We start from the raw sequence: 19769 nt of genomic DNA on the forward strand, positions 1-19769 counted from the left end.
ACCGCCATGACCGAACCAGACGTCAAGTCGCACAAAATCGAATTCCCCTGCGCTGATTATCCGATCAAGGTAATCGGCGACACCGTGGTCAATTTCAAGGACACGGTGATCGAGATCCTCAAGAAGTACGCTGAAGTCGACCTCAAGACCCTGGCCGAGCGCCAGAGCAAGGAAGGCAAGTACACCACTGTGCAATTGCACATTGTCGCCACCGGCGAAGACCAGTTGCACAACATCAACAGTGCCCTGCGTGCTACCGGAATCGTGAAAATGGTGCTGTGATGCCGGCGAGCCTCGGCTTTCGTGAACTCGGATTACTGCCTTACGAGCCTGTACTCGAGGCCATGCGTCGGTTCACCGACCAGCGCGGCCCCGAAACCGGTGACGAAGTCTGGCTGGTGGAGCACCCTTCGGTGTTCACCCAGGGCCAGGCGGGCAAGGCCGAGCACCTGCTGATACCGGGAGACATCCCGGTGGTGCAGACCGATCGCGGAGGCCAGGTGACCTATCACGGTCCGGGCCAGTTGGTGGCCTACCTGTTGCTGGACGTGCGCCGACTCGGGTTCGGTGTGCGCGATCTGGTCAGTCGCATGGAGCGCTGCCTGATCGAATTGCTCGCCAGTTACAACGTCGAGGCGGCGGCCAAGGCCGATGCACCTGGCGTCTATGTCGATGGGGCGAAGATCGCCTCCCTCGGCTTGCGGATTCGCAATGGCTGTTCTTTCCATGGCCTTGCTCTGAACGTGGACATGGACCTCGCGCCATTCCGCCGGATTAACCCCTGCGGGTATGCGGGGCTGGCCATGACCCAGCTGAGCGACCAGGCAGGCCCGATCGAACTCTCTGAGGTAAGGGCAAGGCTGCGCGGGCAGCTGGTCAAGCACCTCGACTATGCTGAGCAGGCGACCCTTACGGGCGGAATCTTCTGAATATGACTACTGTTGTGCAAGAACCAGTGCAAACCGTGACACCGGCGCCTCGCCCAAAGGTCGAGGCGGGCGTCAAACTGCGTGGCGCAGAGAAAGTTGCGCGTATCCCGGTAAAGATCATCCCCACCGACGAGTTGCCGAAAAAGCCTGACTGGATCCGCGTACGTATTCCGGTTTCGCCGGAAGTCGACCGCATTAAGCAATTGCTGCGCAAGCACAAGCTGCACAGTGTGTGTGAAGAGGCGTCCTGCCCGAACCTGGGTGAGTGCTTCTCTGGCGGCACCGCGACCTTCATGATCATGGGTGACATCTGCACCCGTCGTTGCCCGTTCTGTGACGTCGGTCATGGCCGCCCCAAGCCCTTGGACGTCGATGAACCGAAGAACCTGGCGGTGGCCATTGCCGACCTGCGCTTGAAGTACGTGGTGATCACCTCGGTAGACCGCGACGACCTGCGTGACGGTGGCGCCCAGCACTTTGCCGATTGCATCCGCGAGATCCGTGCCTTGTCGCCGGGCGTTCAGCTCGAGACTCTGGTACCGGACTACCGTGGTCGCATGGACGTCGCTTTGGCGATCACCGCCGAAACGCCACCGGATGTGTTCAACCACAACCTTGAAACCGTCCCGCGCCTGTACAAGGCTGCGCGTCCGGGCTCCGACTACCAGTGGTCGCTGACCCTGCTGCAGAAGTTCAAGGAACTGGTGCCGCACGTACCGACCAAGTCCGGTCTGATGCTGGGCCTGGGCGAGACCGACGAAGAAGTGATCGAAGTGATGCATCGCATGCGCGAGCACAACATCGACATGCTGACCCTTGGCCAGTACCTGCAGCCATCGCGCAGCCACTTGCCGGTGCAGCGATTCGTACACCCGGACACCTTCGCCTGGTTCGCCGAGGAAGGCTACAAGATGGGCTTCAAGAACGTCGCTTCCGGTCCGTTGGTGCGTTCGTCGTACCACGCCGACCAGCAGGCGCATGAGGCCAAGATCAAGCTTTGATCGAATGCTGGCACTTCAATGCCGATGTCTGCTGACCAGCGACATCGGCATTTTTATTTGTCCGGTCCATACAAGGAGACGTCTGGATGAATCTTCCGGTCGGTTATCAGCAAGAAGCAGCGGCCTGTAGCCCCCTGTTGCCCAAAGCACTGCCCGACAATGGGTGTATCGCCATCATCGCCCCGGCCGGACCTGCCCAGCTGGATACGCTCGAGGCTGTGCAGTGGTTCAATGATCGCGGCTACCAGTGCCGGATCTATCCAGGAGTGGCCGAAGCCGAGGGATACCTGGCCGGGTGCGATGCGCGACGTCTGGCAGACCTGCATGCCGCATTTGCCGCCACGGATGTCGACGCCATCATCTGCCTGCGCGGGGGATACGGCAGCATGCGCCTGCTCGATGGCATCGACTATGCGTTGCTGCGCCAACATCCCAAGCCGTTGGTGGGCTACAGCGATATCACTGCCTTGCACAACGCCATTGCCCGGCATGCCGGTTTCGTGACCTTCCATGGCGCGATGCTCAAGTCCGAGCTGTTGGCCAACAAGCAGGAGCCCACGGTCGCGTCGCTGTTCGAGCTGCTCAGTGGCCGCCTCGGACGTGGTGACACTTTGGAGCACCCGCAAGCCTACCCGCTGAGCACAATCGTTCCTGGTGCCGCCTCAGGCCGCTTGCGCGGCGGTAACCTGGCAATGATCTGCGCAACCTTGAACACACCGGCAGAAATACTCAGCCAGGGCAGCATCCTGTTCATCGAGGACGTCAACGAACCGCTGTACCGCATCGACCGCCTGCTGACCCAGTTGCGCCTGGCCGGCAAGTTCGAGGGGGTTCGTGGTGTGCTGGTCGGTGATTTTGCAGGCCTGGAGCAGGCGCAACTCGCGCCGATTTTGAGGCAGATGTTCGAGCCCCTGCGTATTCCGGTGCTGGCTGGATGGCGCAGTGGGCACTGTGACCCCAACCTGACCTTGCCCTTCGGCGCTCAGGTGCTCCTGGATGCCGACCGCCATCGACTGCAGTTGCAACAGGATTTGTTCGCGCAATGAAAAACGCCCCTTGAACGGGGCGTTTTTTATTCAGCGCTGACGCAGGTTTTCCAGCAACTTGTGGGTCGGGTAGCCATCGGCGGGCCACCCCAGTGCCTGTTGTGCGCTACGAATCGCCTTGCGGGTATTGGCGCCAATAATACCGTCGGCGGCACCGGCGTCGTAATTCCTGGCGCTGAGCAGGGTCTGCAACTCGACACGCTCACTGCGGCTGAGGGGCAGATCGTCCTTCGGCCAGCTGCCGGCGATATAACCCGAGCCAGTGAAGCGTTGGCTCAGCAGGCCGACCGCCATCGCGTAGGAGGAGGAGTTGTTGTACTTGAGAATGGCGCGGAAGTTGTCCAGCACCAGGAATGCCGGACCGCGGTAGCCTGCAGGCAGCAGCAGGGCGGCGGAGAGCTGCTCGCTGCCCGCAGGCAGGCGTACACCGACCGGCAGTTTCAGGCCCAGTTGCATCCATTCAGTGACGCTCTTGCGCTGGGCGCCATCGGCCAGCCAGTAATCGAAGCTGGCGGGCAGTTGCACCTCAAAGCCCCAGGGCTCCCCGCGCTTCCAGCCGGAGCTCTGCAGGTAATGGGCGGTAGACGCCAGCGCATCCGCGGAGCTGTTCCAGATATCCCGGCGGCCATCGCCGTCGAAATCCACCGCATGGGTGTTGTAGGTGGTGGGGATGAACTGAGTCTGGCCCATGGCGCCAGCCCACGAACCGCGCATGGCATCAGGCTGTATATCGCCATTTTGCAGAATCTGCAGGGCGGCGATCAATTGCGCCTGGGCAAAGGCCGGACGACGGCCTTCGTAGGCCAGGGTAGCCAGGGAGCGGATCACCGACTTATTGCCCTGGAACTGGCCGAAGTTGCTTTCCATGCCCCAGACCGAGACCAGTACATCGCGGTCGACGCCGTAGCGTTGTTCGATCTGGCCGAGCAGCACGGAATGTTTCTCCAGCAGGGCTTTACCGTTGCGTACGCGCAGCGGCGACAGGGCGCCGTCGAGGTACTCCCACACCGGGCGAGTGAATTCCGGCTGGCTACGGTCGGCCTTGACGACGTCCATATCGGGCGTGACACCAAGGAAAGCGCTATCGAAGGTGGTGGGCTTGATGCCGGCTTGCAGGGCTTGCTGACGGAAGCCTGCCTGCCATTGGGCAAAGGTTTGCAGCGGTTGGATTTCGCTGCTGGTGTCGACAGCCGGGTTGGGCACGGTCACGACCGGAGCAGGCTGGGCGGGCGCCAGCGGCAGCGCATCGGCGGCGGTGGGCTTTTCCGCGCAGGCGACAAGGAAGATGAGGCTGGAGGCGGCAATCAGTTGGCGAGGTTGCCAACGACGGGAAAGACAAAGGGGCATGCACAGGTCCAGGTATTTCAGGTCAGGTGCCGACCATATCATGCCTGCTGAAATCTTGCCTTTATGCGGCCAAAAAGTAAGAAGCCTCCCAATCTCTCGATTGGAAGGCTTCGCGGCGGTAGCTGCCTTTGCCTTTGCCGGGTTGTTCCTGGCGGCAGCGGAACAGCGGTTGGGCGATGAGTGATTTGGCCTTGTTGGGCCGGGCTTTTGTCGGCTTTTTGCTCATGGGAGGATGACCTCTGGGTGGGGTGTGGCGCGAATATAGGACTGAAAGCATCGCGGGGCAAGCCCACGCCTTCAATCTCCAGGGTGGACTTGTCGGGTAATGGGCGTCACTCAGCCGGCAAGGCCAGCCGCTGCCCTGCCATCAACAACGAAAGCCGTGCCAGGCTGGTCCAGGGAGAGCCCTGGGCCTGGCCCTTGATCTGCGCATCGATGCGCTGGGCATCTTGCAACAACTGGCTCCAGCGTTGCGCCGAAAGGCGCTGCAGGGCTTTGCTCATCAGCGGCTTGCGTTTATCCCAGACCGGTGGCCGCGCCTGGCTGAACGCTTTGTCCAGCGGCACGCCCTGGCTGAATTGCTGAGCCAGGCTCGCCAGCAGGCGTAACTCACGGGCCAGCGCCCAGAGAATCACCGGCGGTTCGACGCCTTCGCCGCGCAGGCCTTCGAGCATGCGCAGGGCATGAGCCGCCTCGCCATTGAGTATCGCATCGACCAAGCCAAAGACATCGAAGCGGGCGCTGTCGGCCACGGCAGCTTGCACGGTCTCGACAGTAATTTGATTGCCTTCCGCCAGCAGCTTGAGCTTTTCGATTTCCTGGGCGGCGGCAAGCAGGTTGCCCTCGACCCGGGCAGCGATCAGATCCACGGCATCACGCTGTGCCGACAACCCTGCCTGGGACAGGCGCTGGTTGATCCATTGCGGCAGTTGCTGGGCATCGACCGGCCAGATCTGTATGAACTGGACCTGTTGGCCTTCAATCAGTGCCTTGCCCCATTTGGTCTTCTGCGCGCTGCCGTCCAGCTTGGGCAGGCTGATCAGCAGCAGGGTGTCCTCGGCAGGCCGGGAGCAGTACTCGATCAGGGCTGCCGCACCCTTGTCGCCAGGCTTGCCAGAGGGCAGGCGCAGTTCCAGCAGGCGGCGCTGGGCGAACAGTGAGAGGCTGGCGCCGGCCTGGAGCAGGGTGCCCCAGTCGAAGTTGGCGTCGGCACTGAATACCTGGCGCTCGTCGAACCCTTGCTGGCGTGCCGCGCCACGTATGGCGTCGGCAGCTTCCTGGCACAGCAACGGGTCGTCGCCACTGATCACGTAGACCGGTGCGAGAGGGCCTTGCAGGTGCTTGTTGAGCTGGGCGGGGGAGAGTTTCATGGTCGCAGGCGGGGCACCGAAGTGCCCCGTTCAGGCTCAGTTCATCGGCAGTTGCAGGGGCGACTGCTGAGGCGTCTCGTCCTGGGCGCGGCGGGCCGCTTCCATGGCGTCGGCTTCGGCCTTGGCACGTTCGTCGGCTTTTTGCTGCAGCACCTCGAGTTGAGTCGGGGTCAGCAGTTGCAGGCGAACCAGCATGTTTTGCACCAGTTCGCGGCGCATTTCCTTGCGAGCCTGGGTGGCTTCCTGCTGGGAGCCGGTGATGTTATTGCCGTCGTGCACGTAGATCTTGCGTACTTCGAGCTTGTCGTTCAGCAGGTTGGTGTCGTTGTGACCGTCGATGGTGTAGCTCAGCACGGTGGTCAGCTCGTATTCGGCCGAGCGGCCGGATCCACCAGCGTAGGAGGCTGCGCGTTGAGATTCTTGTTCGTTGGTCAGGATCAGTTTGTACGGTGCGCCAGCGTGGACGTTGACGCCGCTGGTCTGCAGGGCCTGGCGCAGCTGGGTCACGGTCTCGCCGTAGGCGTTACGTGCGCTCAGGTCCAGTTCCTTGATAGCGAGTTCGGTCTGGCCGGTGCCGCGCAGCTGGAAACCGCAGGCACTGAGCATGACGGCCAGGCCGATCACCAGCAGATTGCGTTTGATCATCTTGTAGCTCCCTCTTGGGCCGATTCTGTATACGGGCCCGCCGTTCATGCGGGCCCGTAGTCCTGTCAGTTGGCGACGATGTTGACCAGCTTGCCCGGTACCACGATGACCTTGCGGATGCTCAGGCCTTCGGTGAAGCGCAGGACGTTCTCGTTGCTGCGGGCAGCGGCTTCGATGTCTTCACGGCTGGCGCCGGCCGGCATTTCGATCTGCCCGCGCAGCTTGCCATTGACCTGGATGACCAGAACGATGCTGTCCTGGACCAGGGCGCTTTCGTCCAGCGTCGGCCAGGCGGCATCGATCACGGCATCCTGGTGACCCAGGCGCTGCCACAGCTCATGGCTGATGTGCGGGGTGATCGGGGCCAGCAGCAGGGCGACGGTTTCCAGGCCTTCCTGCAGCAGGGCGCGGTCTTGCTCGGTAGCCTGCGGGGCTTTTTCCAGCACGTTCATCACGGTCATCACCTGGGCGATGGCGGTGTTGAACTTGTGGTGCTGGCCGACATCGATGCTGGCCTGTTTGATGGCCGCGTGGATGGCGCGGCGGATTACCTTCTGAGCGTCGTCCAGGGCCGCGACGTCGAGCTTGCCCGGCAAGCCCTGGGTCACGTGGGCCTGGGCCAGGCGCCAGACACGGCGCAGGAAGCGGTTGGCGCCTTCAACGCCGGAGTCGGACCACTCCAGGCTCATGTCGGGCGGCGATGCGAACATCATGAACAGACGGCAGGTGTCGGCGCCATAGGCATCGATCATCGCCTGCGGGTCAACGCCGTTGTTCTTGGACTTGGACATCTTCTCGGTGCCACCGATCTCGACCGGCAGGCCGTCGGTTTTCAGGCGGGCGCCGATGATCTTGGCCTTGGCATCACGCTCGATTTCAACGTCGGCCGGGTTGAACCAGTCCTTGCCGCCGTTGCTGGCAACGCGGTAGTAGGTTTCGGCAACGACCATGCCCTGGGTCAGCAGGTTCTTGAACGGCTCGTTGGAGGTGACCAGGCCTTCGTCACGCATCAGCTTGTGGAAGAAGCGCGCGTACAGCAGGTGCAAGATGGCGTGTTCGATACCGCCAATGTACTGGTCTACCGGCAGCCAGTGGTTGGCAGCCTTTGGATCGACCATGCCGCCTTCGTAGTTTGGCGAGGCGTAGCGGGCGAAGTACCAGGACGACTCGACGAAGGTGTCCATGGTGTCGGTTTCGCGCTTGGCCGCGGTGCCGCATTTAGGGCAGGTGCAGGCGTAGAACTCAGGCATGCGAGCCAGTGGCGAGCCTGCGCCATCCGGTACAACGTCTTCAGGCAGGGTGACGGGCAACTGGTCTTCAGGGACCGGCACGTCGCCGCAGGACGGACAATGGATGATCGGGATCGGGCAGCCCCAGTAGCGCTGGCGGCTGATACCCCAGTCGCGCAGGCGGAACTGGGTGCGCGATTTGCCGAGTTCTTTCTTGATCAGTGCCACTTCAATGGCATCGAAGGCGCCCGGGAAGTCCAGGCCATCGAATTCGCCGGAGTTGATCAGCGTGCCGTGTTCGCCACAGGCAGCATCCCACTCGGCGGCAACGTCGTCGCCCAGGCTGGTGCGAATCACGGCCTTGAACGGCAGGTTGTACTTTTTGGCGAACTCGAAGTCGCGTTCGTCATGGGCCGGAACGGCCATTACCGCACCGTCGCCGTAGTGCATCAGCACATAGTTGGCGACCCACACCGGCAGTTTTTCACCGGTCAGCGGGTGCTCGACGAACAGCGAGGTGGCCAGGCCTTTTTTCTCCTGGGTGGCGACGTCGGCTTCGGCGACGCTGCCGCTCTTGCATTCGTCGATGAACGCCTGCAGCGCTGGGTTGCCCTGGGCTGCCTGGGTGGCCAGCGGGTGCTCGGCGGCAACGGCCACGTAGGTGGCGCCCATCAGGGTGTCGGGACGGGTGGTGAAGACTTTCAGTGCCCCGGCGTGGCCGATGCTGGCCAGGTCGTAGGGGAACTGAACTTCCATGCCACGCGACTTGCCGATCCAGTTGCGCTGCATGGTCTTGACCTGTTCGGGCCAGCCCGGCAGCTCGTCGAGGCTTTCCAGCAGCTCGTCGGCATAGTCGGTGATCTTGAAGTAGTACATCGGGATTTCGCGCTTCTCGATCAGCGCGCCCGAACGCCAGCCACGTCCATCGATGACCTGCTCGTTGGCCAATACAGTCTGGTCGGCCGGGTCCCAGTTCACGGTACCGTTCTTGCGGTAGATCACGCCTTTTTCGAACAGGCGGGTGAACAGCCACTGTTCCCAGCGGTAGTAGTCCGGCTTGCAGGTGGTGACTTCGCGGGACCAGTCGAAGGCAAGGCCCAGGCTCTTGAGCTGGGTCTTCATGTAGTCGATGTTTTCGTAGGTCCACTTGGCCGGCGCGACGTTGTTCTTCATCGCGGCGTTTTCGGCCGGCATGCCGAAGGCGTCCCAACCCATTGGCTGCATGACATTCTTGCCCAGCATGCGCTGGTAGCGGGCAATCACGTCGCCGATGGTGTAGTTGCGCACGTGGCCCATATGTAGCTTGCCGCTTGGGTACGGGAACATCGATAGGCAGTAGAACGTGTCCTTGCCTTCCTGTTCACTGACTTCAAAAGACTTTCGCTCGTCCCAAAACGATTGGGCGGCGGCTTCGATTTCGCGGGGCTGATAGAGTTCGTGCATGGCTACTTTGCGCTGAGAAATGGGAGACCTTATCCAGGCAGCGAAAAAAACGCTGCATCGGCAATCCGGTGTCAAAAGGGTGAACGCCCTAGCATACATGACCGCTGTCCACCGAGGGAAACCCTGATTGCACAGCCTGCGGCGCTGCGGGCCGTTGGTCGCGGCGCCCTGCTGCTTTTGCGAGTGACGCTAAGCTCAGGAGTGGGGGAGATATATTTATCTTCAATGAGGTGAACGGATGGGAGAGTCGCAGCTACAAGCAACAAAACCGGAGCTTTACGAACGGTTGATCGACCGTCTGGGGTTGGCCCTGGAGGTTGCCAGAACGGCCGTTCGGTTACGCGATGAAGTGCCTGCTGAATTGGAGTTGCGTGGTCTTAGCCGCGCTGAATTCGATGTTATCAAAGCCTATCTGGACTCCCTTCCAGAAGGTAGGCATGGATGCGCTGGCGCACAGCTATCACCGGAGCCGCCTGCTTCGGCCAGAGTCGTCTGGCTCAAAGACAAGACGCGCTCCACTACCACGGCAAAATCCAGGACGCTGCAATTCAAATAGCCGTTCGGATTCCCAGGCGCAATGCGGAGTGCGCCAATATTGAAAAATCTATGAGGATCGGCGCCTGACTACGCTTGTTGCCAGGTGCCGATCCTTTTAGGCTGCGCACCTCCCTGGAGGTGTCCTGTGCCGATCCGCTACCTGATCAAACAACTGATCCTGCCGCCTGGCATTCTATTCCTGTTGCTGCTGGTGGCCTGGTGGCTGCGCCGGTCGTGGCCGCGGGTCTCTGCCTTGTGCTTTGTGCTGGGCCTGGGTGGGCTGTGGTTGATGAGCTTGCCGGTTGTTGTCGAGCGTTCGGCGCGTTTGTTGGAAACCGAGCCGGCGCTGAGCCAGGCGCACTGGGCGCAACTGGCCGAACGGGCCGATGCCATTGTCATTCTGGGGGCCGGGCGAGAGCGGGGTGATCCGGCCTGGGCTGATGTCGACCAGCCTACCGGCGTGGCCATGGAGCGCATGCGCTATGCGGCGCAGTTGGCCAAGGCTTCAGGCTTGCCGCTGCTGACCAGTGGTGGCCTGCATTTTGGTACGCCACCCAGTGAAGCACAGTTGATGGCCGATGCCCTGCAGCGTGACTTGGGTGTCACGGTGCGCTGGCAGGAAGGGCGCAGCCGCACGACCTGGGAAAATGCTCGGATGACTGCTGAAATGCTTCAGCCCCTGGGCATCAAGCGTGTGGTGGTAGTGACCCAGGCCTGGCACATGCAGCGCTCGCGCTGGAGCTTCGAACAGGCGGGGTTTGAGGTGGTGCCGGCGCCGGTCGGCTTTCTCGGGCGCGATCATGCCCGGCCGTTCGGAGGCTGGCTGCCAGAAAGTAAGTCGATCTGGCAGAGCGGCCAACTGCTCAACGAGGCAGTCGGCCTGCTCGGCTACCGGGTGTTCTACTAGACGGTCTTGGCAATGCGGCTGGCGAGCAGGGCCCAGCCCAGCAACAGCGCGCAGAGGATCACCAGGGGCCAGGAGCGATACTGCAGGTACGGTGTGAGCTGCTGCATCGGCACCACTTCGCCGTACAGGACCCCGCGCTCGAACTGCGGGATCTGCGCGGTGATCCGGCCGAACGGGTCAATCAGACCGGTCACGCCATTGTTGGTGGCTCGGATCATCCAGCGACCCGCCTCCAAGGCACGCATCTGCGCCATCTGCAGGTGCTGGAGCGGACCGATCGAGGTGCCGAACCAGGTGTCGTTGCTGATGGTCAGGAGAATGTCGCTGCGCGCTGCCAGGCTTGCAGCGAACTCCGGGTAGACCACTTCGTAGCAGATGTACGGGGCAATCTGATAACCCTTGGCCTGCAGCAATGGTTGATCCGAGGGGCCACGGGCAAAGTCCGACATTGGCAGGTCGAAGAAAGCGATCAGGCCGCGAAGCATGTCCTGCAAGGGCACGTACTCACCGAACGGCACCAGCTTCTGCTTGAGGTAGGTGCCATCGCCTTCGCCGGTCACGGTGATGCCGTTGTAGTAGCGGCGTTGCTGGTGGACGATTTCGCGGACCGGCAGGCCGGTGATCAGCGCCGAATGACGTTCGGCAGCGAAATTGCCCATCATGTCCAGGTAACCCTGGGCCTGGTCCTTGAGGATCGGCACCGCGGTCTCCGGCCAGATCAGCAGATCGACAGGCTTGGAGCTGAAGCTCATGTCCCGGTACAAGGCCAGTTGGGCATTGACGTGTTCGGGGTTCCACTTCATTTCCTGTTCGACGTTGCCTTGCAGGGCCGCAACGGTCAGGGGCTTGCCGGCTGGCGTGGTCCAGGCGTGATTCTTCAGTGCCAACCCCACGGCCCAGGGTGCCAGCAACAACACAATGGCCACCGCCAGGAACGACTTGCGCTCACGCAGGCGCGGCACGTTGCACAGCAGGGCGGCACACAGGGCCAGGCAGAAGGAGATCAGCCACATGCCGCCGATTGGGGCCAGGGCGGACAGCGGTCCGTCAAGCTGGCTGTAGCCGGAGTACAGCCAGGGAAACCCGGTGAGGAACCAGCCACGGAAGGCTTCCTGGCCCACCCACAAGGCCGCGAAGCACAGGGCGTCGGCCAGGGGGGCTTCGTTGCGGCGCAGCCAGCGTGCCCAGACCCAGGCGGGCAGGGCGAAGAACCAGGCGATGGCGGCAAAGAACGCCACCAGCAGGCCGGTTGCCAGTAGCGGTGTCGCGCCGCCGTAGGTGTTGATGCTGACGTAGATCCAGCTGGTGCCAGCCGCGTACAAGCCGAAGCCGAAGCACCAGCCGCGGCCTAGGGCCTGGCGCGGGCTCAGCTCGCGCAGGCCAAGGTAGAACAGGCCGGCCGCCAGCAACGCCAGCGGCCAGATGTCGAACGGCGCCAGGGCCAGGGTGGTGATTGCGCCAGCCGCCACGGCCAGCAGGTTACCGGGCCAGCCGGGGCGGGTGATCCAGCGCATGGTTGTCCTTAACGGGTGATAGGGGTCAGACGCAGCAGGTGTATCCGGCGGCTGTCGGCGTTGAGAATGCGGAAGCGATACGGGCCTATTTCAGTGGTCTCGTTACGCTTGGGCAAGTGGCCGAAGGCGCTCATCACCAGGCCACCGACAGTATCGAATTCATCGTCGGAGAATTGGCTGTCGAAGAACTCGTTGAAGTTCTCGATCGGGGTCAGGGCCTTGATCAGGAAGTCGCCGCTTGGCAGTGGCTTGATGTAGCTGTCTTCCTCGACGTCATGTTCGTCTTCGATATCGCCGACGATCTGCTCGAGCACGTCTTCAATGGTGACCAGGCCGGCCACGCCGCCGTACTCGTCGATGACGATGGCCATGTGGTTGTGGTTGGCACGGAACTCGCGCAGCAGTACGTTCAGGCGCTTGGACTCGGGCACGAAGGTGGCCGGTCGCAGCAGGTCCTTGATGTTGAAGCTGTCGCCATTCTCCTTGAGGATCAGTGGCAGCAGGTCTTTGGCCAGCAGGACACCGAGCACGTCGTCATGGCTTTCGCCGACCACCGGGTAGCGCGAGTGCGCAGCGTCGATCACCGCCGGCAGGAACTCGCGTGGCGACTGCGTGGCCTTGATGCTGATCATCTGCGAGCGCGGCACCATGATGTCGCGTACTTGCAGGTCGGCCACCTGGATGGCGCCTTCGACAATGGTCAGCGCCTCGCTGTCCAGCAGCTTGTTCTGGTGGGCTTCGCGCAGCAGCTCAAGCAGCTCCTGGCGGTTTTTCGGCTCATGGGCAAAAGCCTGGGTCAGTTTGCCCAACCAGGACTTTTGCCCGTTGCTCGATCGATCTTCGCTCATGGCGGTTACTCGTGTTCCTTGCTGATATCAGTGTGGGGTACGTCGTGCTCGTCGTCGGCGTAAGGGTCCGGGTGACCCAGTTCGGCAAGCAACTCTTGTTCCAGTGCTTCCATTTCCTCGGCCTCATCGTCTTCGATGTGGTCATAGCCCAGCAGGTGCAGGCAGCCGTGGATCACCAGGTGTGCCCAGTGGGCTTCGAGAGACTTGCCCTGTTCGGCGGCTTCGCGCTCGACCACCGCGACGCAGATCACCAGATCGCCGAGCAGGGGGATGTCGAGCAAGTCGTCGGGAACATCGGCGGGGAAGGACAGCACGTTGGTGGCGTAGTCCTTGTGCCGGTAGGTGTGATTGAGCTCACGGCCTTCGGCTTCGTCCACCAGGCGGATGGTCATTTCCGAGTCGGCAGTGCGCTGGCGCAACGCCAGTTCGCACCAGCGGCGGAACAGGGTGTCATCAGGGGCAGCGGCATCCGTGGCCCGTTGCAGGTCGAGTTCAAGCATCGCGACGGGTGCCTTCTCGGTCTGGCTGCTGGTTTTCAAAGCGCTCGTAGGCTTCGACGATACGCTGCACCAGTGGGTGGCGAACCACGTCTTTGGGTTGGAAGTGGGTAAAGCTGATACCCGGCACGTCCTTGAGCACTTCGATCACATGGGCCAGGCCCGACTTGGTGCCGCGCGGCAGGTCGACCTGGGTGATGTCACCGGTGATCACTGCCGTGGAGCCGAAACCGATACGGGTCAGGAACATCTTCATCTGCTCGACCGTGGTGTTCTGGCTTTCGTCGAGGATGATGAAGCTGTTGTTCAGGGTCCGGCCACGCATGTAGGCCAGCGGGGCGATCTCGATCACCTGGCGCTCGATCAGCTTGGCCACGTGTTCGAAGCCGAGCATTTCATACAGGGCGTCGTACAGGGGGCGCAGGTACGGGTCGATCTTCTGGGCCAGGTCGCCGGGCAGGAAGCCGAGCTTCTCGCCGGCTTCGACCGCTGGGCGCACCAGCAGGATACGGCGTACCTGTTCGCGCTCCAGCGCATCGACTGCGCAGGCCACGGCCAGGTAGGTCTTGCCGGTACCGGCCGGGCCGATGCCGAAGTTGATGTCGTTGCCAAGGATTTCCTTGACGTAGCGCTGCTGGTTCAGCCCGCGAGGACGAATCATGCCCTTGCGCGTGCGCAAGGAAACACTGACTTCGTTCACCGCCGGGTTCTCCAGGGCCTGGACTGCAGATTCCTGCAGGAACAGGTGGACCATTTCCGGCGACAGCTCAGTGGCCTTGGTCTCGCGATAGAGGCGACGCAGCAGTTGCTCGGCAGAGGAGGTGTGCTTGGGTTCGCCGATCAGTTCGAACTGATTGCCGCGGTTGCGGATTTCGATGGCCAGGCGTTGTTCGATCAGGCGCAAATGCTCGTCGAATTGCCCGCACAGATTGGCGAAGCGATGGGCCTCGAAGGGTTCGAGGATGAAACGATGAGGTTCTATGGGTGCGTTCAAGGTTGTTTTTCAGCCGCCCGACGGCAATGGATATGGACTCAAGGATAACCCTAGCCGCTGCAGGGCGAAAGCGCTGAAACGATCAAGGGTCGCCGGGCCAGTGTTGCGGCCCGGCTGGACAGGTCAATGGGCCAGCGAACCGAACAGCGAGTGAGGGCGTGCGTCGTCGATATGGATGTCGACGAACTGGCCGATCAGCTTCGGATTGTCGCAGCGGAAGTTGACGATACGGTTATTCTCGGTGCGCCCCTGCAACTGGCCGGGGTCGCGGCGCGAGTAGTCGGTGACGAGGATGCGCTGGATGGTGCCAACCATTTGTCGGCTGATTTCGAAGCCTTGGGTATCCAGGCGGTGCTGCAGGGCCTTGAGCCGCTCCTTTTTCACGTCTTCCGATGTCTCGTCGGGCAGGTCGGACGCCGGCGTTCCCGGGCGCTGGCTGTAGACGAAGGAGTAGGAGAAGTCGAAACCGACGTCGGCCACCAGCTTCATGGTCTGCTCGAAGTCTTTCTCGGTTTCGCCCGGGAAGCCGACGATGAAGTCCGAGCTGATGCAGATACCCGGCACCGCGGCCTTGAGCTTGCGCAGCTTGGATTTGTATTCGAGGACGGTGTGGTTGCGCTTCATCGCCGCCAGCACGCGGTCAGAGCCCGACTGCACGGGCAGGTGCAGGTGCTTGACCAGCTCCGGCACTTCGGCGTGGGCCTGGATCAGGCTGTCGGAGAACTCCAGCGGATGCGAGGTGGTGTAGCGGATCCGGTCGATGCCATCGACGGCGGCGACCACGCGGATCAGTTCGGCAAGGTCTGCCAGGCGGCCATCGTGGGTCTGGCCGCGGTAGCCGTTGACGTTCTGCCCCAGCAGGGTGATTTCGCGCACACCGTTTTCGGCCAGGTGGATCACCTCGGCCAGCACGTCGTCGAACGGCCGGCTGACTTCTTCGCCACGGGTGTAGGGCACCACGCAGAAAGTGCAGTACTTGCTGCAGCCTTCCATGACCGAGACATAAGCGGTCGGGCCGTCGATGCGCGGTTCGGGCAGGTGGTCGAACTTCTCGATTTCGGGGAATGACACATCGACCTGAGGCAGGCGCGTGGTGCGCGCCGCGTCGATCATTTCTGGCAGGCGGTGCAGGGTTTGCGGGCCGAATACCACGTCGACATAGGGCGCGCGCTTGCGGATCGACTCGCCTTCCTGACTGGCCACGCAACCGCCGACGGCGATGACCATGTCCGGGTTCATGTCCTTGAGTTCACGCCAGCGGCCCAGTTGGGAGTAGACCCGGTCCTGGGCGCGCTCGCGGATCGAGCAGGTGTTGAGCAGGATCACGTCGGCGTCTTCGGCACGCGCAGTGACCTCCAGGGCTTGATGTTCGCCCAGCAGATCGACCATGCGCGAGCTGTCGTACTCGTTCATTTGGCAACCGTGGGTTTCGATATAAAGCTTTTTGGCCATGGGAGATCATCAGGTAATTCGAAGAACCGCGCATTATAGGGGGGTGGGCCGGCGGTTCCTAGCGTTGTCGGTCTGGGCCCTATGTTATAGTTTGCGCTTTCTTTACAACCTGTGACTGCCCCTTCGAAATGACCAAACGTGAAGCGCCTATCTACAAAGTGATCTTTCTCAACCAGGGCCAGGTATTCGAGATGTATGCCAAGCAGATCTACCAAAGCGATCTGTGGGGCTTTCTGGAAATAGAAGAGTTTGTCTTCGGAGAGCGCACCCAGGTCGTGGTCGATCCGAGTGAAGAAAAACTCAAGGCCCAGTTCGAGGGCGTGGTGCGCAGCTTCGTGCCGATGCATTCGATCGTGCGCATCGATGAGGTCGAACGCTTGGGAACGCCGAAAATCAGCGAGGCCCGAGGCGTGGGCAACGTGATGCCGTTTCCGATGCCGATGCCGGAGAAGTAGGCCGGTTGTTCAGGGGAGTGGCGAGAAAGGGGTGCGCCCTTCGGCGGTCTGCAGCTCAAGCAGGTATTTGCGGAAAATCTGTCCCAGTACCTGGGTCGCCATTTCCAGTTCGTCGCGCGGCATTTTTTCCGACACTTCGTCGGCCAGGTCCAGGGCGTCCTCTGCGCCGTTGACCGCCGCCATTTTCAACACGATGTACGCCTGTACATTGTTGGCGGCAACGCCTTCGCCCTTGTAGAACATGGTTCCCAGGCGATATTGCGCTTCGGCGTGGCCTTGCAGCGATGCCTGCTCGAAATAGCTCAGCGCCTGATTGAGATCGCGCGGGGTGTAGGTGCCCTGATAATAGAACTCGCCCAATTCGTATTGAGCCTGGGCGTCGCCCGCCTGCGCTGCTTGCTGGCACGCTGCCAGGGCCTGGGGCAGGTCTTCAGGTTGGGAATCGAGGGTGCAGCGGCCCGTTGCTGGAATCAGCAACGAGTTACCGCCTGCCGAGGCCAGCAGGGGCTGAAGAAGCAACAGGCAGCCCAGGGCGAGGGCGCGGCCGGTGCGGTTCATGGGGATCGACTTACCTCTGCAAAGCTGCGGCCAAAGTGTCTGGTGGCACATTATGGGATAAGCAGCGCCTACCTTACAAAGTCTTTACTCGATTTTCTGTGATGAGAGGCATTATCGCGGGGCAAGCCCGCTCCTGCACCGTACAGTGTAGGAGCGGGCTTGCCCCGCGATGGTTCATGCAATCAGAGCTTGGCGAACGCCTTCTCGGCAGCATCCAGGGTGATCTTGAGCTCGGCCTCGCCATGGGCGATCGAGGTAAAACCGGCCTCGAAGGCGCTTGGCGCCAGGTATACGCCACCTTCGAGCATCAGGTGGAAGAAGCGCTTGAAACGCTCGGCATCGCTGGCCATCACGTCATCGAAGGTGACGATGTCGTCGGCACCGCTGAAGTACAGGCCGAACATGCCGCCCGCCTGGGTGGTGACGAACGGAATGCCGGCTGCATCGGCGCGCTGCTGCAGGCCGTCGAGCAATTTGCTGGTGTAGGCACTGAGCTCGTCGTGGAAGCCTGGGCGGCTGATCAGCTTGAGGGTGGTCAGGCCCGCGGCCATGGCCAGCGGGTTGCCCGACAGGGTGCCTGCCTGGTAGACCGGGCCCAGTGGTGCGATCTGCTCCATGATCTTGCGCTTGCCGCCGAAGCAGCCAACCGGCATGCCGCCGCCGACGATCTTGCCGAAGGTCGACAGGTCCGGTGTGACGCCGTAGTGCGCCTGGGCGCCGCCCAGGGCAACGCGAAAGCCGGTCATCACTTCATCGAAGATCAGCACCACGCCGTGCTTGTCGCACAGGGTGCGCAGGCCTTCGAGGAAGCCCGGTGCGGGCGGCACGCAGTTCATGTTGCCGGCCACAGGCTCGACGATGATGCAGGCCACTTCCTGACCCACGTCGGCCAGCATTTTCTCGACGGCGTCGATGTCGTTGAACGGCAGGGTCAGGGTGTGTTTGGCAAAGGCTGCCGGTACGCCTGCGGAGCTTGGCACGCCCTGGGTCAGCAAGCCGGAGCCGGCCTTGACCAGCAGGCTGTCGGAGTGACCGTGGTAGCAGCCCTCGAACTTGATGATGCTGTCGCGACCGGTATAGCCGCGGGCCAGGCGAATGGCACTCATGGTCGCTTCGGTGCCGGAGCTGACCATGCGCACCATTTCCATCGACGGCACGATGGAGCAGACCAGGTCGGCCATTTCGGTTTCCATGGCGGTTGGTGCGCCATAGGACAGGCCGTGTTCAAGCTGCTTGCGCACCGAGTCGAGGACGTCCGGGTGGCTGTGGCCGAGGATCATCGGCCCCCAGGAACCCACGTAGTCGACATAGCGCTTGTCGTCTTCGTCGGTGACGTAGGCACCTTCGGCATGCTTGAAGAACAGCGGGGTGCCGCCAACGCTCTTGAACGCCCGCACCGGCGAGTTGACGCCACCGGGGATGTGCTTCTGGGCGTTGGCAAACAGGGTTTCGGAACGAGACATGATGGGCTCTCTCAATCAGGCAGATGCGAACAGGGCGTTGAAGGCGCGGGCACGGCGGGTGACTTCCTGCGTGCTGTCGGCGCCGAACAGGCCGTGAATCACCGCCAGCAGGTCGGCGCCGTGGGCGACCAGCGGGGCAGCGTTGTCCAGGGTGATGCCGCCGATCACGCAGATCGGCAATTTGAGCCGGGCGCGGGCTTGCTCCAGCAGGGCCGTATCGGCGGCTGGCGCACCCGGTTTGGTAACGGAATTGAAGAAGCGGCCGAAGGCCACATAGCTGGCACCTTCGCGGGCGGCTTGTTCCGCCAGCTCCAACTGCGCGTGGCAGGTAGAACCGATGATCGCCTCGCGTCCGAGCAAGGTACGGGCCGGGGTCAACGGGCCGTCGGTCTGGCCCAGATGGACGCCGACACCCAGGCGTGCGGCCAACTCGGCATCGTCGTTGACGATCAGGCGGGTCTTGTAGCGGCTGCACAGCTCGACCAGGGCTTCGGCCTCGCGCAGGCGGCGGGCTTCATCCTGGCTTTTGTCACGGTATTGCAGCAAGGTCACGCCACCGTCGAGGGCCGCTTCGACGTAGGGCAGAAACTTGCCGGCCAACAGCTGGCTGTCGGTGATGGCATACAGACCGCGTAGCTTCATCTCGGGGCCTCGGGTTCAGGAGCAGAAATCCAGGGGAAGGCGACGCGGCACATATTGGCCCTTGCCCAGTTGTTCGGCATCGCGCAGGGTGCGCCAGGTGTAGTCCAGGGCCGAGCGGACGGCGCTTTGCAAGTGCTCGCCCAGTGCCAGGCGGCCGGCCAGGGCGCTGGCCAGGGTGCAACCCGAGCCGTGGTAGCTGCCGGGCAGGCGTTGGCAGGTCCAGGTATGACGCTGGCCATCGCGGCTGTACAGGCGGTTGTGGATTTCATGCTCGTCACCGTGACCGCCGGTGATCAACAGGTGTCTGACGAAGGGCAGCAGTTTTTCTGCGCATTCGTCGGCGGTGCCTTCCGGCAGTTCGGCCAGAATGCGGGCTTCAGGAAGGTTCGGCGTGGCAATGGTCGCCAGCGGCAACAGTCGCTCGCGCATGGCGTAGCCAACCTCATCCTTGCCCAGGCGGCCACCGCCGCCAGCGCGCAGTACCGGGTCGCAGACCAGCGGCAGGTGCGGGTGGGCACTGAGCAGTTCGACGACGGTGTCGACCATGTCCAGCGAGCCAAGCATGCCCAGCTTTACCGCCGCTACCGTCGAGTCGGCGAGCACGGCGTTAGCCTGGGCCAGTACCCACTCGCGGTCGAGCACGCGAAAGTCACTGACATTGACGGTATCCTGCACGGTCAGGGCGGTCACGGCGGGAGCGGCGTGGCAACCTTGAGCGATCAGGGCTTCGATATCTGCCTGCAAGCCGGCGCCGCCACTGGGGTCGTGGCCGGAGAGACAGAGGACAACGGGGCGGGAGCTGTAGGTATTCATGGTGCGCGAGCTTAACACCAATCGCTTTTGTCGGGTCTGCCCCTGCAGTGAGGTTTTTTGATCAAGTGGTCAGGAAGTG

The 19769-nt window shown here is 62.4% G+C and carries 21 protein-coding genes; 7 read left to right on the forward strand and 14 right to left on the reverse strand.

The window, feature by feature from the left end:
• Positions 1 to 6: 6 nt before the first annotated feature.
• The 4 genes from ABVN19_RS26015 (at position 7) to ABVN19_RS26030 (ending at position 2976) form a co-directional block, all read left to right on the forward strand.
• Positions 7 to 282, forward strand: coding sequence for a DUF493 domain-containing protein (locus tag ABVN19_RS26015; protein ID WP_028944402.1), 276 nt, complete (start codon positions 7 to 9; stop codon positions 280 to 282).
• Complete coding sequence (gene lipB, locus ABVN19_RS26020; RefSeq protein WP_028944401.1) at positions 282 to 929, forward strand: lipoyl(octanoyl) transferase LipB; 648 nt, start codon at positions 282 to 284, stop codon at positions 927 to 929. Before ABVN19_RS26015 ends, lipB begins: the two co-directional genes overlap by 1 nt.
• 2 nt (positions 930 to 931) lie before the next feature.
• Positions 932 to 1930: a lipoyl synthase gene (gene lipA, locus ABVN19_RS26025; RefSeq protein WP_028944400.1), complete on the forward strand. Its 999-nt coding sequence runs from the start codon at positions 932 to 934 to the stop codon at positions 1928 to 1930.
• An 86-nt stretch (positions 1931 to 2016) separates the two neighbouring features.
• Positions 2017 to 2976: an LD-carboxypeptidase gene (locus ABVN19_RS26030; protein ID WP_105642176.1), complete on the forward strand. Its 960-nt coding sequence runs from the start codon at positions 2017 to 2019 to the stop codon at positions 2974 to 2976.
• 30 nt (positions 2977 to 3006) lie between these two features.
• Here ABVN19_RS26030 and ABVN19_RS26035 read toward each other — a convergent pair whose 3' ends face one another.
• The 5 genes from ABVN19_RS26035 to leuS all read right to left on the reverse strand — a co-directional run bounded on the left by ABVN19_RS26035 (position 3007) and on the right by leuS (position 9010).
• Positions 3007 to 4323 (reverse strand): lytic murein transglycosylase, encoded by a 1317-nt coding sequence (locus ABVN19_RS26035; protein ID WP_028944398.1) that lies wholly within the window; start codon positions 4321 to 4323, stop codon positions 3007 to 3009.
• A gap of 61 nt (positions 4324 to 4384) precedes the next feature.
• Positions 4385 to 4549 (reverse strand): alternative ribosome rescue factor ArfA, encoded by a 165-nt coding sequence (gene arfA / locus ABVN19_RS26040; RefSeq protein WP_028944397.1) that lies wholly within the window; start codon positions 4547 to 4549, stop codon positions 4385 to 4387.
• Between the two features lie 106 nt (positions 4550 to 4655).
• Positions 4656 to 5693, reverse strand: coding sequence for a DNA polymerase III subunit delta (gene holA / locus ABVN19_RS26045; RefSeq protein ID WP_028944396.1), 1038 nt, complete (start codon positions 5691 to 5693; stop codon positions 4656 to 4658).
• Between the two features lie 36 nt (positions 5694 to 5729).
• Entirely contained in the window at positions 5730 to 6338 is a 609-nt protein-coding gene (lptE, locus tag ABVN19_RS26050; protein WP_028944395.1) for an LPS assembly lipoprotein LptE, read from the reverse strand.
• 65 nt (positions 6339 to 6403) lie between these two features.
• Entirely contained in the window at positions 6404 to 9010 is a 2607-nt protein-coding gene (leuS, locus tag ABVN19_RS26055; protein ID WP_105642177.1) for a leucine--tRNA ligase, read from the reverse strand.
• 238 nt (positions 9011 to 9248) lie between these two features.
• On the opposite strand from leuS, the gene ABVN19_RS26060 reads away from it, so the two are divergent.
• Positions 9249 to 9566: a hypothetical protein gene (locus ABVN19_RS26060; RefSeq protein WP_028944393.1), complete on the forward strand. Its 318-nt coding sequence runs from the start codon at positions 9249 to 9251 to the stop codon at positions 9564 to 9566.
• Between the two features lie 126 nt (positions 9567 to 9692).
• Positions 9693 to 10454: a YdcF family protein gene (locus tag ABVN19_RS26065; RefSeq protein WP_028944392.1), complete on the forward strand. Its 762-nt coding sequence runs from the start codon at positions 9693 to 9695 to the stop codon at positions 10452 to 10454.
• On the opposite strand, the gene lnt is transcribed toward ABVN19_RS26065, so the two are convergent.
• From lnt to miaB, 5 genes are all read right to left on the reverse strand, one after another.
• Positions 10451 to 11968, reverse strand: coding sequence for an apolipoprotein N-acyltransferase (gene lnt / locus ABVN19_RS26070; protein ID WP_028944391.1), 1518 nt, complete (start codon positions 11966 to 11968; stop codon positions 10451 to 10453). The two genes, ABVN19_RS26065 and lnt, sit on opposite strands and share 4 nt — an antisense overlap.
• A gap of 8 nt (positions 11969 to 11976) precedes the next feature.
• Entirely contained in the window at positions 11977 to 12816 is an 840-nt protein-coding gene (locus ABVN19_RS26075; protein WP_028944390.1) for an HlyC/CorC family transporter, read from the reverse strand.
• 5 nt (positions 12817 to 12821) lie between these two features.
• The gene (ybeY, locus tag ABVN19_RS26080; RefSeq protein ID WP_028944389.1) at positions 12822 to 13316 is read right to left on the reverse strand and encodes an rRNA maturation RNase YbeY; all 495 of its coding nucleotides are present in this window, start codon (positions 13314 to 13316) and stop codon (positions 12822 to 12824) included.
• On the reverse strand, positions 13309 to 14307 hold the full coding sequence (locus tag ABVN19_RS26085) for a PhoH family protein (protein WP_028944388.1): 999 nt from the start codon (positions 14305 to 14307) through the stop codon (positions 13309 to 13311). The genes ybeY and ABVN19_RS26085 overlap by 8 nt, the downstream gene beginning before the upstream one ends.
• A 123-nt stretch (positions 14308 to 14430) precedes the next feature.
• Positions 14431 to 15759, reverse strand: coding sequence for a tRNA (N6-isopentenyl adenosine(37)-C2)-methylthiotransferase MiaB (gene miaB, locus ABVN19_RS26090; RefSeq protein WP_028944387.1), 1329 nt, complete (start codon positions 15757 to 15759; stop codon positions 14431 to 14433).
• A gap of 128 nt (positions 15760 to 15887) precedes the next feature.
• On the opposite strand from miaB, the gene ABVN19_RS26095 reads away from it, so the two are divergent.
• Positions 15888 to 16214 (forward strand): DUF1820 family protein, encoded by a 327-nt coding sequence (locus ABVN19_RS26095; protein WP_028944386.1) that lies wholly within the window; start codon positions 15888 to 15890, stop codon positions 16212 to 16214.
• Between the two features lie 9 nt (positions 16215 to 16223).
• On the opposite strand, the gene ABVN19_RS26100 is transcribed toward ABVN19_RS26095, so the two are convergent.
• The 4 genes from ABVN19_RS26100 to ABVN19_RS26115 all read right to left on the reverse strand — a co-directional run bounded on the left by ABVN19_RS26100 (position 16224) and on the right by ABVN19_RS26115 (position 19690).
• A complete protein-coding gene (locus ABVN19_RS26100; protein ID WP_028944385.1) occupies positions 16224 to 16772 on the reverse strand; it encodes an SEL1-like repeat protein in 549 nt (182 codons plus the stop codon).
• 182 nt (positions 16773 to 16954) lie between these two features.
• Positions 16955 to 18235: a glutamate-1-semialdehyde 2,1-aminomutase gene (hemL, locus tag ABVN19_RS26105; protein WP_028944384.1), complete on the reverse strand. Its 1281-nt coding sequence runs from the start codon at positions 18233 to 18235 to the stop codon at positions 16955 to 16957.
• Positions 18236 to 18250: 15 nt separating this feature from the next.
• Positions 18251 to 18877 (reverse strand): thiamine phosphate synthase, encoded by a 627-nt coding sequence (gene thiE / locus ABVN19_RS26110; protein WP_028944383.1) that lies wholly within the window; start codon positions 18875 to 18877, stop codon positions 18251 to 18253.
• Positions 18878 to 18892: 15 nt separating this feature from the next.
• A complete protein-coding gene (locus ABVN19_RS26115; protein ID WP_028944382.1) occupies positions 18893 to 19690 on the reverse strand; it encodes a hydroxymethylpyrimidine/phosphomethylpyrimidine kinase in 798 nt (265 codons plus the stop codon).
• Between the last annotated feature and the right edge of the window lie 79 nt (positions 19691 to 19769).

It is taken from the genome of Pseudomonas vranovensis (assembly GCF_040438935.1).
GTDB lineage: Bacteria > Pseudomonadota > Gammaproteobacteria > Pseudomonadales > Pseudomonadaceae > Aquipseudomonas > Aquipseudomonas vranovensis.

What these genes read in the sequence shown, in the direction of transcription:
- ABVN19_RS26015 (WP_028944402.1), top strand. Translation starts at nt 7, where the DNA reads ATGACCGAACCAGACGTCAAGTCGCACAAAATCGAATTCCCCTGCGCT.
- lipB (WP_028944401.1), top strand. Translation starts at nt 282, where the DNA reads ATGCCGGCGAGCCTCGGCTTTCGTGAACTCGGATTACTGCCTTACGAG.
- lipA (WP_028944400.1), top strand. Translation starts at nt 932, where the DNA reads ATGACTACTGTTGTGCAAGAACCAGTGCAAACCGTGACACCGGCGCCT.
- ABVN19_RS26030 (WP_105642176.1), top strand. Translation starts at nt 2,017, where the DNA reads ATGAATCTTCCGGTCGGTTATCAGCAAGAAGCAGCGGCCTGTAGCCCC.
- ABVN19_RS26035 (WP_028944398.1), bottom strand. Translation starts at nt 4,323, where the DNA reads ATGCCCCTTTGTCTTTCCCGTCGTTGGCAACCTCGCCAACTGATTGCC.
- arfA (WP_028944397.1), bottom strand. Translation starts at nt 4,549, where the DNA reads ATGAGCAAAAAGCCGACAAAAGCCCGGCCCAACAAGGCCAAATCACTC.
- holA (WP_028944396.1), bottom strand. Translation starts at nt 5,693, where the DNA reads ATGAAACTCTCCCCCGCCCAGCTCAACAAGCACCTGCAAGGCCCTCTC.
- lptE (WP_028944395.1), bottom strand. Translation starts at nt 6,338, where the DNA reads ATGATCAAACGCAATCTGCTGGTGATCGGCCTGGCCGTCATGCTCAGT.
- leuS (WP_105642177.1), bottom strand. Translation starts at nt 9,010, where the DNA reads ATGCACGAACTCTATCAGCCCCGCGAAATCGAAGCCGCCGCCCAATCG.
- ABVN19_RS26060 (WP_028944393.1), top strand. Translation starts at nt 9,249, where the DNA reads ATGGGAGAGTCGCAGCTACAAGCAACAAAACCGGAGCTTTACGAACGG.
- lnt (WP_028944391.1), bottom strand. Translation starts at nt 11,968, where the DNA reads ATGCGCTGGATCACCCGCCCCGGCTGGCCCGGTAACCTGCTGGCCGTG.
- ABVN19_RS26075 (WP_028944390.1), bottom strand. Translation starts at nt 12,816, where the DNA reads ATGAGCGAAGATCGATCGAGCAACGGGCAAAAGTCCTGGTTGGGCAAA.
- ybeY (WP_028944389.1), bottom strand. Translation starts at nt 13,316, where the DNA reads ATGCTTGAACTCGACCTGCAACGGGCCACGGATGCCGCTGCCCCTGAT.
- miaB (WP_028944387.1), bottom strand. Translation starts at nt 15,759, where the DNA reads ATGGCCAAAAAGCTTTATATCGAAACCCACGGTTGCCAAATGAACGAG.
- ABVN19_RS26095 (WP_028944386.1), top strand. Translation starts at nt 15,888, where the DNA reads ATGACCAAACGTGAAGCGCCTATCTACAAAGTGATCTTTCTCAACCAG.
- ABVN19_RS26100 (WP_028944385.1), bottom strand. Translation starts at nt 16,772, where the DNA reads ATGAACCGCACCGGCCGCGCCCTCGCCCTGGGCTGCCTGTTGCTTCTT.
- hemL (WP_028944384.1), bottom strand. Translation starts at nt 18,235, where the DNA reads ATGTCTCGTTCCGAAACCCTGTTTGCCAACGCCCAGAAGCACATCCCC.
- thiE (WP_028944383.1), bottom strand. Translation starts at nt 18,877, where the DNA reads ATGAAGCTACGCGGTCTGTATGCCATCACCGACAGCCAGCTGTTGGCC.
- ABVN19_RS26115 (WP_028944382.1), bottom strand. Translation starts at nt 19,690, where the DNA reads ATGAATACCTACAGCTCCCGCCCCGTTGTCCTCTGTCTCTCCGGCCAC.